Source organism: Microcoleus sp. PH2017_35_SFW_U_B (assembly GCF_020737865.1).
Classification (GTDB): Bacteria; Cyanobacteriota; Cyanobacteriia; order Cyanobacteriales; family Microcoleaceae; genus Microcoleus.
Genome location: NZ_JAEQDE010000043.1, coordinates 24,658 through 38,248 on the forward strand (window position 1 = coordinate 24,658; position 13,591 = coordinate 38,248).

A 13,591-nucleotide genomic window follows, 5' to 3' on the forward strand; every position below is an offset into this window, starting at 1 on the left:
GCGATTCTCAGAAACTTTTGCCAAGAACTCCCAGTAATTTTACTTATAACTTCTACCCGCATCCTGATTTTTGAGGTCGGCTTTTGCTAGGGCACTGAAGCTGAACCCGCTGCATCCCAAGCCGTCAACAGCTCGCTTACCAAACGATCCCCACCTTGAAAAGATCGGAAATCCGTCCAAAAAAGTCGATCCCTTGACTCCTAGCCAATGGGGATCGACTCCCACCACCACAGCTTGGGCCCGATCGCCTAGATCTCCTACTTGTACCAAAGATCGCAAGGATCTTACCTAGGTGTGTTGCAGTCGAAACCAGATATATTTCCAAAATGCCGATCGAATACTGAAAATCCGACTGCTGCGACCTTTACCAAATCAATATTTGTTACAAAACTTATTGATTATGAGTGCGATCGCCCGAACTAGCCCAACTCGACCAACTTGACGTATCCCTTACTGGCAAAACCCCAGCGCGTTGGCAAAACTTTATAAATCTGAACCTCACGATACAATAGTTAAAGTAAATACTTATTTCTTTACATTATGCAAACAACCCCAGCCATCACTGCAACCCCCATTCCAGGCACATACTGGCAATGGCGGGGCCATTCAGTATACTATGTGCGGTCGAGCGATCGACATCTCGAACGCCCTCCCCTGCTGTTAATTCACGGTTTTGGAGCATCCACAGACCACTGGCGCAAAAATATCAGCGGGCTGAGCAAAGAATTTGAAGTGTGGGCGATCGACCTGATCGGATTCGGGCGATCGGCAAAACCCGAAATCCAGTACAGCGGCGAGCTCTGGCGCGACCAACTCCACGACTTCATCACCAACGTCATCGGCCGGCCCGCCGTACTAGCCGGGAACTCCCTCGGAGGCTACGCCGCCTTGTGCGTAGCAGCCCAGCGTCCCGAATCAGCCACCGGACTCATCTTAATCAACAGCGCCGGCCCCTTCAGCGAACCTCAGCCCGCACCCGAAGCCCCGCCCTTGCAAAAAGCCATATCTACCGTAGCTAAAACCTTATTCCAGCAAGATTGGGCAAGTTTTCTGCTGTTCCAATACGTACGAGGGCGATCGACAATTCGGAAAACCCTACAAAAAGTTTATCTCGACCAAAGCGCCGTCACAGACCAATTAGTAGAAGAAATTTACCAACCCTCGTGCGATCGGGGTGCACCCAAAGTATTCGCCTCCGTCTTCCGAACACCCCAAGGTGAAAAAATCGACGTATTGTTGAGTCAATTAAATTGCCCGCTGCTAATGCTGTGGGGAGAGGGCGATCCGTGGATGAATTCTACCAACAGAAGCGCCAAATTCCGCGAACATTATCCGCAGTTGACAGAACACTTTATCAAAGCCGGTCACTGTCCCCACGACGAAGTACCAGAAGAGGTAAACGAACTGATTCGCGCGTGGATAATTGACTAGGGCATAGGGCATAGGGCATAGGGCATGGGGCATAGGGCATAGGGCATAGGGCATGAGTTACTGGTTATTGGTTATTAGAACGAACAACTAACAAGAAACATAGGACAAATCAGCTCCGAGGCATTTAAATTGCACGTCCGAATAAAGTTAAACTTTTGTGGGGCGGGCATCTTGCCCGCCCTAAAGATACAATTTAAATGCACAACCAATAACCAACAACCAATAACCAACAACCAATAACCAACAACCAATAACCAATGACTTCAAGTGTGTTGATTGTGGCGCGGGCGTCCCGCCCGTGAATCCTACTAAATCAAATAGGTTTGTAGTGAGGACTTCAGTCCGCATCAATTTCTGCGGACTAAAGTCCTCACTACAAACCTCTAAAGGCGACCTATTTGGGTTGCCTTGTTTACTATCATGAAAAATGCAATTTGTCAACAGCAAATAGCGACTATTTTTTACGCTTGGCGTTATCTAAGCGCCTGCGATCGCGCCATTCAACTGCTGTCAAATAAGCGACCCCGCCAGTCACTGTCAGCAACAGCACAAAGGCTACCAAAACCAGCAAATTAGCAATCGAAAATTCCACAACCCCTCCTGCTTGCCTTATACTTGAGATTTAGACTTGAGATTATGTGCGATCGCACAACCCCAATAAAATTAGTTTGTAGCAAGGAATGGAAATCTTCATCAAACTCTGCGGACTAAAGTCCTCACTACAAACCTGATAACGGTTATTGTACCGAACGTGTTTTGAATTGGGTGAGAGGGAGACTTGGAGAGTCCGAGAGGGGGAGATGAGAAAAGTCTTCCCGGAAGCATCTCAGTTTTGATTTTATAGTGCGACCACTTCAAGAACTCGCGATCTACGATCTATCTAACACTCGCGAGCGGGGACGCTCGCACTGTAAAGAAATTGCTTTTTTACAAAAGTGAGATACTCCGAGTCTTCCCTCTGTCAACTATCAACTGCCAACTGCCAACAGTCAACAGTCAACAGTCAACAGTCAACAGTCAACAGTCAACTCTTCCTTAAAACAACTCTTCCAAAATTGTAAACCGGACATGATTAATGGCCAGACTTCCCACGGAAACATCCTCCTTCTTCAAAGGCAGACCCCCGCTGGTGAGACTTTGGAAGCGAATTCCCTTGCCAATTTCCACGTGATACCAAGCTAAACCCATAAAAAACCGCAAAGGATAAGGGCCTCTGTCTTGAATGTCATCAGGATTAGATTCCATCGGCACCCAGCCAAAACCTGGAATGTAAAACTCCAGCCAAACGTGATTGAAATCGGGTTCCAGCGGCAAACCTTTTCTGTCAGCAAAAGCCGGACACTTATAACGCCCAATTGTGCGACAAGCAATTCCGTTCAACCTTGCCAAAGCCAACAACAACCCCACATACTCGCCGCAAGAACCGACGCCGCGACGCAGTACAATATCGGGAGTGTCAATGTGAGGTCTAATCCCGTAAGAAAGTTGGTCGTAAACAAAATTGCGAATGCTCAGTAACTTCCTCAGAATATTAGTTTCTGTGCCAATGGAGGCCACCGCAGCCGATCGCACAATCTCCGTATCCATCGCCAAATTATCATTGTCCACCAAATACTTCGCTGCAAACTCCGGCGATAGTTGCGGTATCTTTTCTACATTCCGAGGTGACAACTGATACTTAATCGATCGCACTTCCAACAACGCCTTCCAGCCAAAAACTCGCCGTTCCCCCTTCTGGAGGCGATCGAACTTAAACACCGCCACCCGTTCCCCTTCCTGAATTTCCTCAGTAAAAGGCATCCCAATCGGCGTAATTTTCCTGACCTTTTGTCGGTGAGTGTCCGAAGGTAAAGCAATCCGCCACTCCAAATTATCGATTTCTACCTCATCCAGGGGAGAAAGTTCCTCCACATAGGACATTTCCATCAAAAAACCATTTGACAGAGCGAAGCGTTCGGCTTCATTGTAGTGAAAAGATAAAGGGTGAACAAAAGTGCGATCGCGCTTCGTCAACTGAAAAGGATCTTCCGAATTCGGATCGTCCCGAATATAAAGTTCATCCCCGGCATAAGCCACATACAGAACCTCTTCGCCCGTCTGGGAATCTTTGTGAAAAGCCAAACCCGAAGGCCATTCAAAGGGAGTCAAAACGCTAAATTTAATCTCCCCAGTTGCCCGTTCCAAACAGTAAACAGTTTGCTCAGTCTTGTCGCAAACCCAGAGTTCCTCATCCCGGACAGTGATATTTTCTATCCCAATACCGGGAGCATAAAACCGAGTAATTTCCCGACCAGTTTTTACATCAAAAACCAGAATATAGCCCAATCTCTGGCAAGTCACATACAGCGTAGATTTCCAAACTGCAATCCCGTCAGCGGGATAAGAAAGGGAAACAAAATGTTCCGGTTTGAGTTCAGCGATTGCCCCATCCCGAATTGCGCCCGGACAGCAACAAATATCCTCATCTCGCGAAAACCAGAGAGTATCTTCCCAAATCGCCAGCCCGGTTGCGCCTGCAAACTTAGCCGTTTGATGAGGATTCAAAACAGTAGTGTTGTCAGTTTCTCGATCGATCTCCAATAGTAGCCCTTCGGTGCGATCGACCGCGAATAACCTATTTCCTAAAAAAGTAATGCCGTGCAGCGCCAAGACCCCGATCGGTCTTACCATCCGCAGCCCCGAAGGCTGTTTGTCCGAGAGAACAGGTGAATCGAGATTCATGCTAAATTTTTTTGCCGCTATTGTATTGTACAGAAAACTTAATTTGCTCACTTGTAGCCGATCGCTTTAGGCTCATCAGCAAAATTGCCGAGGTTCCTGATATCCTGAACTGACGCATCAACCGGTTTTTTTACGAAAAGACGCTTTTTAGCCTGCGATCGCAGTAAAAAAACCGGAATATTAGTCTTTCTGAACATTGGCTTTGACAAGCTCAACCCAACCTGCTGTCGTGCAGGCAAGTAAGTATAACTACCAAGCTACCACTGAAAAACGCGACACAGAATTCCATCTTGCTCAGAAGGGCCAAACTAATCGTATCTGTTGGAAGATATAAATTAAGTACAACAGATTACTAGATCCGTCAAAACCTTGGGTAGAATAAAATCGTGTGTTTAAGTTCCTAGGTTCATTAGAAGGCAGGTTCGTCATGGCTTGGAAGTCTGCTCTAAACATCGGTGCTCTTTCCTTAATTCTGTCTCTAGAGGGAGTTGCCGTTGGTAGTTTAATACCAGCTCTTGCTCTCAACAGCCCCGGTAACAATGTCCGCCGCCCCTCACAACCGCAGCTACCACTCAACTGGCAAACAGTTCAACCCCCGGAACTAACTGGAAGCAGACCGAACAACCAGCAATTGGGAGGCACGTGGAATAACTTTCAACCGCCGGAGCAGGGAGTACCCGGAAGACGGGAAGGGGGAGGAACCCGCGGCTTAGAATGCACTGCCACAAATGCCTTAACTGCCTTGATTCCCCAATCAACTATGGGGCAAACAATATCAGCAAAGCCGACATTTTTCTACTACGTTCCCGTAGCCATCGACAAAACAGTTCAGTTTGAGTTAGCAGACGAAAGCGACAAAACGGTATACAAAAAAAGTTTTCGGATGGTAACGAGCCGTCCTGGTATCGTTAGCATCAACCTCGGCTCCGACGGCAACTCGCCAGCCCTGGAAGTTGGCAAAAACTATCAATGGTACTTTACTATCAAATGCAACCCAAAAAACTATAGAGATGAGGTTCTCGTTTCGGGGTGGATAAACCGCATCGCAGTGGCCCCAACCTTGAAAACAGAGTTGGATCGATCGCCCGAGGGTCGCGCCAAGCTGAGCATCTTCGGCAAACAAGGTCTCTGGTACGAGTACCTGGCAGCTCTAGCTCAATTGCGCGTGGAGTCTCCCAGCGATGCCAGTTTAGCGTTCGAGTGGTCAGAAGTGTTGAGTGCAGTCGAACTCGGCAAAATTGCCCGAGAACCATTAATCCCCAGTCAGTTAACACCCATCGCCAAAAAATAATTCGACTTGTGCAGCAAGTACCAAAAACCCGTGGCGATCGCGCGCGGTATTTGGCAGCGCCACAGATGATTTTTGCCTGTCTCGGGTTTTTTGGTCGATCGTCCTCAATAAATTAAAATTTTTGCGCTGACCAGCATAAGGATTCGCTAGGAGGATCTGGGAGGTTGCAACTGGGCATTTTTATTGAAGCGACTGCACTTCAGATGCTACTAGAGTCCCGATCCTCGCGACTAAATCCCCCAATCCCCCAAATCTAAAATCTAAAATCTAAAATCTAAAAGATCGATCGACTTCGATAGCAAAATTGAGATGCTCCCAGTCCCCTTGTCTCTGGAAAGCCGGACTATTGAAAATTTTATGTTCAAATTGCGCCCAATACTAAATGGTAAACTTGCATAGTCAAGCAGCAAGCAAAATTATTTTACAAAAATATTAATTATGCGCCCGAGAGCAAATATTGCAATATTTCGGTTGGGGATTTCACTTCTAACTGCGCTCCCCATTGCTTGCTTTGATGCCCATCAAGCTATATCCCAAACGGACGATATTTCTCAGTTGCCCGCCGCCGCTGACAACTTAGCAGATCCGGCCAACGGAGTATTAGCACTGCAAAAACTCGAAATCAAGCAGGATGAAACTGCAACTAACTTCAATCAACTGCCGGATTTTGCCGAAAACAACCCTCTTGACAACCAGGCCGATCGCTGTTCCACAATTAATGAAACTGGTTGTGATGCCCACCCGGAACCCGAAAGACCAAATCTAGTTAACAGCGAACCGATATTCCCTAACCAGCTACATAGCAATGTTTTAGCCCAAAACCCACAAAATACCCCTCCAAACCTGCCCCCGCCACCGACTCAGCCAGATCCAAATCGCGATCGATTTTTGCAACCGGCCCCGCAGCCTTCCCCAGAACCTCCTCAAATACCGCAACCAGTTGCACCGGAGCGCCCGTCCCCAGTTCCCCTGCCGCTCCCGAATCAGGTAATTCAGGTGCAGAAAATTCAAGTAGTTGGCAGCACAATTTTAAGCCAAGACGAAATTAATGCCTTAGTCAAGCCGTTAGAGGGCCGTTCTACCACGCTAGAACAGCTCAAACAAATCGCCGACAAAATTACCGAAATTTACCTCAATCGTGGCTACATCACTTCGAGAGCCGTCTTGCCGCCCCAAACTATCACCGCAGGGGTAGTCAAAATTCAAGTTATCGAAGGCAAGCTGACTCGAATTGAGGTAGAAGGAGCTAAAAGATTGCATCCAAGTTACATCCGCAGCCGGATTCGACTCGGTGCCCGAATGCCTTTAAGTACAGCTTCATTAGAAAACCAACTCCGGCTGCTGCGAGTCGATCCTTTATTTGACAATGTAGAAGCCAGCCTGCGGGCTGGGGATAATGAAGGAGAGAGCATTCTGATCGTCAGAGTTACGGAAGCTAATCCATTTCAATCTAGTTTCAGCATTGACAATTATTCGCCTCCCAGCGTCGGTTCTGAAAGATTGGGTGTTAGTTTGCGGCACCGCAATCTCACAGGAAATGGCGATGAACTTGCGGGTGCTTATTATCGATCGCTCGGCGATTCAGATGTCTTCGATTTCAGCTATCGCTTGCCGCTAAATGCGATGAACGGCACGTTGCAATTGAGGGCAGCGCCGAACCGCAACAGTATAGTACAAGAACCTTTTGATGCTTTTGACATTTCGGGAAAATCGCATTTATTTGAAGTTAGTTACCGCCAGCCGCTGCGGAGAACGCCGATCGAAGAATTTGCCCTATCTGCCGGTCTTACTTATCAGAAAGGCAGAACTTTTGTCGCCGGTGTACCGACTCCATTTGGCTCGGGCCCTGACTCCAATGGTGTCACGACTACGACTGCGATCAAGCTGGGACAGGACTACATTCGGCGGGATCCCCAGGGTGCTTGGGCTTTGCGATCGCAATTTACGATCGGCACAAGCTTGTTTGATGCTACTCAAAATGAAGGTTCTGTCCCTGACGGACAATTTTTGAGTTGGCTGGGTCAAGTGCAGCGAGTACAGCGATTAAATGATAAACATTTATTAATTTTGCAGTCAGACTTACAACTTTCTGCTAATAGTTTGTTACCTTCGCAGCAATTTGTAATTGGCGGCGGGCAATCTCTGCGCGGCTACCGCCAAAATGTGCGTTCTGGCGATAACGGCTTCCGACTGTCGATCGAGGATCGGATTACTTTGCAGCGGGATGCTTCGGGAAATCCCAAACTTCAATTAGCTCCTTTTTTGGATGCGGGTACGGTGTGGAACGCTCCCAATAATCCTAATAAATTAACCAATCAGACATTTTTAGCAGGTATGGGTTTGGGGGTAATCTGGGAACCGATACGGCGGGTGAACTTGCGTGTAGATTATGCTTTTCCTTTGGTGAGAATTACCGATAAAGGCAACAACCTGCAAGATAATGGCATTTACTTCAACATCATTTACACGCCTTAACGAGAGTGGGGGATGGAGAAAGCATCTGATTGCAAAAAGCATTTTTTTTACAGCAGTGCGAGCGTCCCCGCTCGCGTATTTTATCACTCGCGAGCGGGGACAGCACTGCTATCAAAGCTGGCGCCGAGATGCTCCCTGCCGAACTTTCTCGATCGGATCTTAATCGCCGACTTCCCCGACAACCTCGGCAGCAGCCTGAGTTTCGAGCCAGAGTCCGAGCAACAACCGCTCCGCCCGATCGCTCAAAACCGTCGCAAACACCCCATCAGCGCCTTCAGATGCCCCTCCAATCCACGTACCGCGCAGGGTCACTTCGACAAAATCAGCATCAGCAACACAAAGAGCGATCGAATCGGTATCATCTCGGCGGGCCTCAGATTCCAACAGAGAAAGCGCCGGCAAATTCGCGGGCAGCAAAAATGCCGCAGTGCTCGGTTCGACGCTGATGCTTTGACCAACTCGCATAGCCAGCACAACTCGCAGCGCCACTAACTGTTCGGGAGATTGAGCCAAACGCTCTAGGTTAAAGCCCGTTTCAGTGTAAGTCAACTTCAGCATATTGACAGCCTTAAATTTGGAATTGAAAATTGAAAATTGGGAATTGGGAATTGGGCATTGGGAATCGGGAATTGGGAATCGGGAATTGGGAATTGGGAATTGGGAATTGGGAATTGGGAATTGGTCAAATAGGGAATTGGTCAAATAGGGAATTGGTTATTAGAAAAACCACTAACTATTACCCATGCCCCATGCCCCATGCCCTATTCCCCATGCCCCATTCCCCATGCCCCATTCCCTATTCCCCAATTTGGTATTCGTGCCAAAACATTTCGGCAAAAGCAACAGTGGGGTGAATGGGAGCCTTCGGCTTGGTTCGCAGAGACATTCCAGCTTCTATGGGAGTTCGATCGCCCTTACGAGAGTTGCACCGTTCGCAAGCCGTCACTACGTTGTCCCAAGTATGCGACCCGCCCTTCGATCGAGGCATCACGTGATCCAGCGTCAAATGCCTGTTGTTGCCACAGTATTGGCAAGCATGGGCATCTCGGCGCAACACTTCCCGGCGATTGACCGGTGGTACTTTCCAAACACGCTCCCTGTTGCCAAAAGTTAAGCGGATTTGTTCGGGTACGTGGATGCTGGTGCTGGGCGATCGCACTAGATAGCCATTGCCGATGCTAAAATCCAGAGGTTCAGCCTTGCCTGTTACCAAAAGTACGATCGCCCGTTTGATGTTGACACGGCTCATCGGTAGGTAATTTTGAGAAAATACCACAACAGATTGCCTCAATACATCAGTTACTACGGTCACGGCTTGCTCCTCCTCATTTGGATTTTAGATTTGAGATTTTAGATTTGAGATTTTAGATTTGGAATGCTTCCCAGCATTGGCTACATCTAGTTTTTGCGAGTTCCCCAAGCCTTGCCAAATTGCTCCAATCTCCAATCAAATGCCCCCGCTTCTCTTACGAGTGAAGCGGGGGCTAGAAAAACTGCTTTCATGCAAATTTTCATCTTATGTTGGTACAGTCGTTAGCTGTACCTCCCGCTTCGCCTATCTTTATGGTGTGGCCGTGCCACTCCCAGACCGTCCCGGTCTACCTCGTTGTAATTAATTTCTGAAATTAGTCCTAATCCACTATAACCGGGTTTAATTGGGCTTGTCCCAGCCCACGAGGTCGCTGTAGGGGTTAGCAAACCTGTCATAAAGACTTGCCGTGAGGACTCAGCGCGACCCCTGGGGCGATCGCACTTGAGTTGATAAGTAGAGTAGGTGGGGAAAAATTTCACAGTAGGCAGAAAGTGATCTGAGACCTTTAAATCTAGCTTTAAACATACTACACTGATATTACAGATATGTCCACCCGTCACGGAGAAAAATTATGCATACCCTACCTAGAACCTCAACCACCGAAATGGAAGTCACCAGCATTCGATTGGAAAGAGAGCTCAAGGAGAGACTCAAAGAGCTCGCTGGCAATCAAGGCTATCAAGCTTTGATTCGAGATTTGCTCTGGAATTACGTCCAGCAGAAGTCTGGAGAGTATCGTCAGATGTTTTGTCGATCGGATATTCGAGCCAGCATTAACGCCACAGCACAGCAGGAGGAACGCTGCGCCCTTACAGGAGAGTTGATTCGAGTTAATGAGCCGATGTTATTAGGCCTGACGATGCACGGCGAAATGGTGCCCCTGAGTATGGGGAGTATGGGCAGTATGGCTGGATAAACCAGTTTACCGAGAATTTGCGATTGCGATCGGCCTGGGGTGAGAACCCCAGGCGCTGAAGATCAAATCCCGAAGCATTTCCAAGATATCTATATTTAAAGAAAGCAAGAAGACGCTAAGTTCGCGAAGAAAGATCCCAGAAGGAAGACGCGCGGACTAATGCTAAACTTTCCATCGGGTATGCCGAAAGATGATGGTAAATTTGATGGAAAAGATTAAGGTAATGCTGAAAAACCGCTACTTGAGTGCTGTAAGCTCGATCGCCCTTCTCACAATGATCGCCGGATGCGCCGCTACCGAATCACCCCAACTTGCAACTCCCTCTCCTGTAGCCGAATCTTCCCCGCCGCCAGTTAAACCCAATCAGCCGTTAACAGTTTCTCTCAACAATCCCGAAACCGCCACAAATACCAAAATCCAGCAATATCTCAACGCATTGACGGCCCAAGGTTCTGCCAAAGAAGACCAAGGAATCTGGATGCAATCGGGCAATACATTACTCGCCAATCATCAAGGTACAGTTCCTCTGTCAGCCGCTTCCATTACCAAAGTAGCAACATCTCTGGTAGCGCTGCAACAATTCGGGCCGGAACATCAATTTATCACCGAAATTAGTACCAACGGCACCATCAAAGACGGTGTATTAAAAGGCGATTTAGTGATTGAGGGCAGCGAAGATCCGTTGTTTGTGTGGGAAGAGGCGATCGCCCTCGGTAACGCCTTAAATAAAAAAGGCATCAAACGAGTCACTGGCACTTTAATTATTGTCGGTAAATTTTACATGAACTTTGAATTAAATCCCCTCAAATCAGGAGAATTGCTCAAACAAGCATTGAACAGCGAAATCTGGCCGGGCGAAGCCGCAGCCCAGTATCAAACACTTCCTCCCAATACACCGAAACCCCAAATAGTAATTGATGGTACTGTCAAAGTTTTGCCAGCACGTCCCAGCGCCGTACCCTTAGCCAAACATTATTCTTTACCCCTCGCCGAACTTATCAAAAAAATGAATCAGTACAGCAACAATCTCATGGCAGATATGCTAGCTGATACTGTTGGTGGCGCCAAAACAGTCGCGCAAAAAGCAGCAGCAGCAACTGGAGTTCCTCCCGCAGAAATTCAACTCGTCAACGGTTCCGGATTGAGCGACGACAATCGCATTTCTCCTAGGGCTGCGTGCGGGTTATTTATAGCTTTAGAACGCTACCTGCAACCTTACAGCATGACAGTTGCTGATGTCTTAACTGTAGTTGGCAAAGATAAAGGAATCTTGTCAGAACGGGCGCTGCCAAAGTTAGCAGTAGTCAAATCTGGCACATTGGATAATGTTAGCGCTTTGGGCGGAGCGCTACCCACTCAAAAACAAGAAACCGTGTGGTTTGTGATTATGAATCGAGGGGCAAATGTCGAGGCATTTCGCACTCAGCAAGAGGTTTTGTTGAAAAGCTTTTTGACTGAATGGGGAAGCGTTCAAGTTTCGCCACCGGAATTAACGCCAAATCCTGCTAGAAGTAGTAAGGTATCTCGCAGCGAACTTGTTCAATAACACCAGATTTGATGAATAATATTATGTTTGATTCTTGGCGAATAGCCAATAGTTGCCACGGTGCGTCAGCACAGAGATTTTCAATGGGTATCTAAAATCGTGCCAACTGACGCACCCTACTACTAATACCTAAAATGGCACCACCTTTTAATCGCGCGCATCCCTTTTTTAACTATCGAGTTGCTCTTTTATTGACTATCATCCCTATTTTGATTGTCGGTTTAAGCAGCGAATTCTATTCGGGGCCGGGGCGAGAGTTTTTTAATGATTATTTTGGTGATTTTCTCTACCAAATTTTCTTGATTCTGCTAATTGTTTTCATGTTTCCCCAAGTTTCTCCGACTAAAATTGCCTGGGGAGTTTTCATTTTTAACTGTCTCATTGAATTTAGCCAACTGTGGAAACCTCCTTTTTTGCAAGCTATTCGCGCTACATTATTTGGGCGTTTGTTTCTGGGTAGTGGCTTTTCGTGGGAGGATTTTATTGGCTATATTTTGGGATGTACTTTGGGGTGGGTTTTGGTGGTAGGGCTGAAGCGGAAATTTAGATGATTTGCTTTTTTGTCAAACTTCGATATGGTTTGTAGTGAGGACTTCAGTCCTTCATGAATGCGGACTGAAGTCCTCACTACGAACGAATTGGATTAGGTGTTTTTGCTCTAGCAACTACAATGCCGATCGCACTTTCGACTCTGCTAATATATCTCTGCAAGTCGTAAGCAACTGTCACAGCCCCAGCCGGCGAAGCGTGAATTAAGCCGAGATTCCCGTCTGCATTCCTGTACACAAAACCTGTGTGGGTGACATCCAATCCTTTAACATCCGTGGCTACCGCCACAATATCCCCAGGCTTTAACTGGGAATAAACACTTTTGATCCGATTTGTCGGGATGTAATTAACCGTAGTTTTGGCTAATTCTGCTTCTTGGCTGACTATGCACTGATAAGTTGCCTCATCTTTTACCATTTGCGGGTAACTGCTGCGGTGCTGGCTCATGAAATTTAGTGTTTTATTCATCGGCACTCCGCCCAATTGAGCGGTAATGTTTTCTACGGTTTGCCGTTTTTGATTGTCTTTAATCCATTCTGAAAAATAGTGCAGCCGGCTGCAATAGCCGTTCATTTTACCGTTTAAATACCGTTGTTCTTCTATGCGATTTACAAAATTTTGATATTCGTAATCTTTTACTGCTACGCCTCGGGAAATAGCCAAAACCGTCTCTACAAACAAAACGCAATCAAATTTATTCAACGTTACGATCAACTTTTCTTCGCCGGATTTGTCCAGCAAACCCTCGACGTAGGGCAATCCTTGGAAGTTATCGCCGATCGCCTGGATGATTTGTCCGATCGGGCGATCGGGCAAATTTTCCTGTTTGGCATACTGTACAATCTTTTCAAAACGTGCTATGTCTTCGGGTAGTATAGCGGTTTCTGTCGCAGTATTCTCTGAGTCTGGTCGTCTCGCCAGCACTTCTAGCCATTGGGAATACGGAATTTCAGGTAAGTTGTTCAAGTCCCGAAACAGACTGAGCAAACTAGAAACACTTTGCTTATTTTTGGGTTCCCGATTTTCGCTGTCTGCGATCGACTCAGCCACTACATCCGGGCCGCGTGCTTCTGTTTGTCGATCGACAACAGCGACAGCAGGTTGAGACTGCAATGCCCAAACATCAGGTATCAAATAATTATTCACCCAGGCGATCGCAAATCCCAAAACAGCCAGACTCCAAAAATTTCTCATGTTTTCCCAAGGATTTTGCTTCAACTCAGTGCTATCCTGAAATCTTTACGATTACTCGAACTCTTAATCAGCCTAGCAGGTAGATTAAATTGACGAAAGTGTAGACCCGTTTCAAAAAATAATGCAACTGTTGGCAAGTTCCAAACCCTTATACAA

General features: G+C 47.1%; 14 protein-coding genes. 7 read left to right on the forward strand and 7 right to left on the reverse strand.

What is annotated here, in order from left to right:
* Positions 1-39 precede the first annotated feature (39 nt).
* A complete protein-coding gene (locus JGK36_RS12315; protein ID WP_293181563.1) occupies positions 40-279 on the reverse strand; it encodes a hypothetical protein in 240 nt (79 codons plus the stop codon).
* 261 nt (positions 280-540) lie between these two features.
* Here JGK36_RS12315 and JGK36_RS12320 point away from each other — a divergent pair, with 261 nt between their 5' ends.
* A complete protein-coding gene (locus tag JGK36_RS12320) occupies positions 541-1,431 on the forward strand; it encodes an alpha/beta fold hydrolase (RefSeq protein WP_293181566.1) in 891 nt (296 codons plus the stop codon).
* Between the two features lie 454 nt (positions 1,432-1,885).
* Here JGK36_RS12320 and JGK36_RS12325 read toward each other — a convergent pair whose 3' ends face one another.
* The 3 genes from JGK36_RS12325 to JGK36_RS12335 form a co-directional block, all read right to left on the reverse strand.
* Positions 1,886-2,023 carry a hypothetical protein gene (locus JGK36_RS12325; RefSeq protein WP_293147539.1) on the reverse strand — a complete coding sequence of 46 codons (138 nt, stop codon included), beginning with the start codon at positions 2,021-2,023 and terminating at the stop codon, positions 1,886-1,888.
* A 443-nt stretch (positions 2,024-2,466) separates the two neighbouring features.
* Entirely contained in the window at positions 2,467-4,152 is a 1,686-nt protein-coding gene (locus JGK36_RS12330; protein WP_293196752.1) for a transglutaminase domain-containing protein, read from the reverse strand.
* Positions 4,153-4,199: 47 nt separating this feature from the next.
* The gene (locus JGK36_RS12335) at positions 4,200-4,349 is read right to left on the reverse strand and encodes a hypothetical protein (RefSeq protein ID WP_293181571.1); all 150 of its coding nucleotides are present in this window, start codon (positions 4,347-4,349) and stop codon (positions 4,200-4,202) included.
* A gap of 230 nt (positions 4,350-4,579) precedes the next feature.
* Between JGK36_RS12335 and JGK36_RS12340 the strand changes: the two genes are divergently transcribed.
* Both JGK36_RS12340 and JGK36_RS12345 read left to right on the forward strand, forming a co-directional pair.
* Positions 4,580-5,443, forward strand: coding sequence for a DUF928 domain-containing protein (locus JGK36_RS12340; RefSeq protein ID WP_293196753.1), 864 nt, complete (start codon positions 4,580-4,582; stop codon positions 5,441-5,443).
* 438 nt (positions 5,444-5,881) lie between these two features.
* Positions 5,882-7,918 carry a ShlB/FhaC/HecB family hemolysin secretion/activation protein gene (locus JGK36_RS12345; RefSeq protein ID WP_293196754.1) on the forward strand — a complete coding sequence of 679 codons (2,037 nt, stop codon included), beginning with the start codon at positions 5,882-5,884 and terminating at the stop codon, positions 7,916-7,918.
* 159 nt (positions 7,919-8,077) lie between these two features.
* Here JGK36_RS12345 and JGK36_RS12350 read toward each other — a convergent pair whose 3' ends face one another.
* Positions 8,078-8,476, reverse strand: a complete 399-nt coding sequence (locus tag JGK36_RS12350) for an alr0857 family protein (protein ID WP_293181580.1) — start codon at positions 8,474-8,476, stop codon at positions 8,078-8,080.
* Between the two features lie 22 nt (positions 8,477-8,498).
* On the opposite strand from JGK36_RS12350, the gene JGK36_RS12355 reads away from it, so the two are divergent.
* Positions 8,499-8,624: a hypothetical protein gene (locus JGK36_RS12355; protein WP_293190187.1), complete on the forward strand. Its 126-nt coding sequence runs from the start codon at positions 8,499-8,501 to the stop codon at positions 8,622-8,624.
* Positions 8,625-8,714: 90 nt separating this feature from the next.
* Here JGK36_RS12355 and JGK36_RS12360 read toward each other — a convergent pair whose 3' ends face one another.
* Positions 8,715-9,230, reverse strand: coding sequence for an HNH endonuclease (locus JGK36_RS12360; protein WP_293190189.1), 516 nt, complete (start codon positions 9,228-9,230; stop codon positions 8,715-8,717).
* 571 nt (positions 9,231-9,801) lie between these two features.
* Between JGK36_RS12360 and JGK36_RS12365 the strand changes: the two genes are divergently transcribed.
* The 3 genes from JGK36_RS12365 (at position 9,802) to JGK36_RS12375 (ending at position 12,243) form a co-directional block, all read left to right on the forward strand.
* A complete protein-coding gene (locus JGK36_RS12365) occupies positions 9,802-10,146 on the forward strand; it encodes a ribbon-helix-helix domain-containing protein (RefSeq protein WP_293181586.1) in 345 nt (114 codons plus the stop codon).
* Between the two features lie 190 nt (positions 10,147-10,336).
* Positions 10,337-11,692 (forward strand): D-alanyl-D-alanine carboxypeptidase, encoded by a 1,356-nt coding sequence (locus tag JGK36_RS12370; RefSeq protein ID WP_366858050.1) that lies wholly within the window; start codon positions 10,337-10,339, stop codon positions 11,690-11,692.
* A 134-nt stretch (positions 11,693-11,826) separates the two neighbouring features.
* The gene (locus tag JGK36_RS12375) at positions 11,827-12,243 is read left to right on the forward strand and encodes a DUF2809 domain-containing protein (protein ID WP_293181593.1); all 417 of its coding nucleotides are present in this window, start codon (positions 11,827-11,829) and stop codon (positions 12,241-12,243) included.
* 76 nt (positions 12,244-12,319) lie between these two features.
* Here the strand turns inward: JGK36_RS12375 and JGK36_RS12380 are convergent, their stop codons facing one another.
* A complete protein-coding gene (locus JGK36_RS12380; protein WP_293181596.1) occupies positions 12,320-13,435 on the reverse strand; it encodes an N-acetylmuramoyl-L-alanine amidase-like domain-containing protein in 1,116 nt (371 codons plus the stop codon).
* Positions 13,436-13,591: the final 156 nt, after the last annotated feature.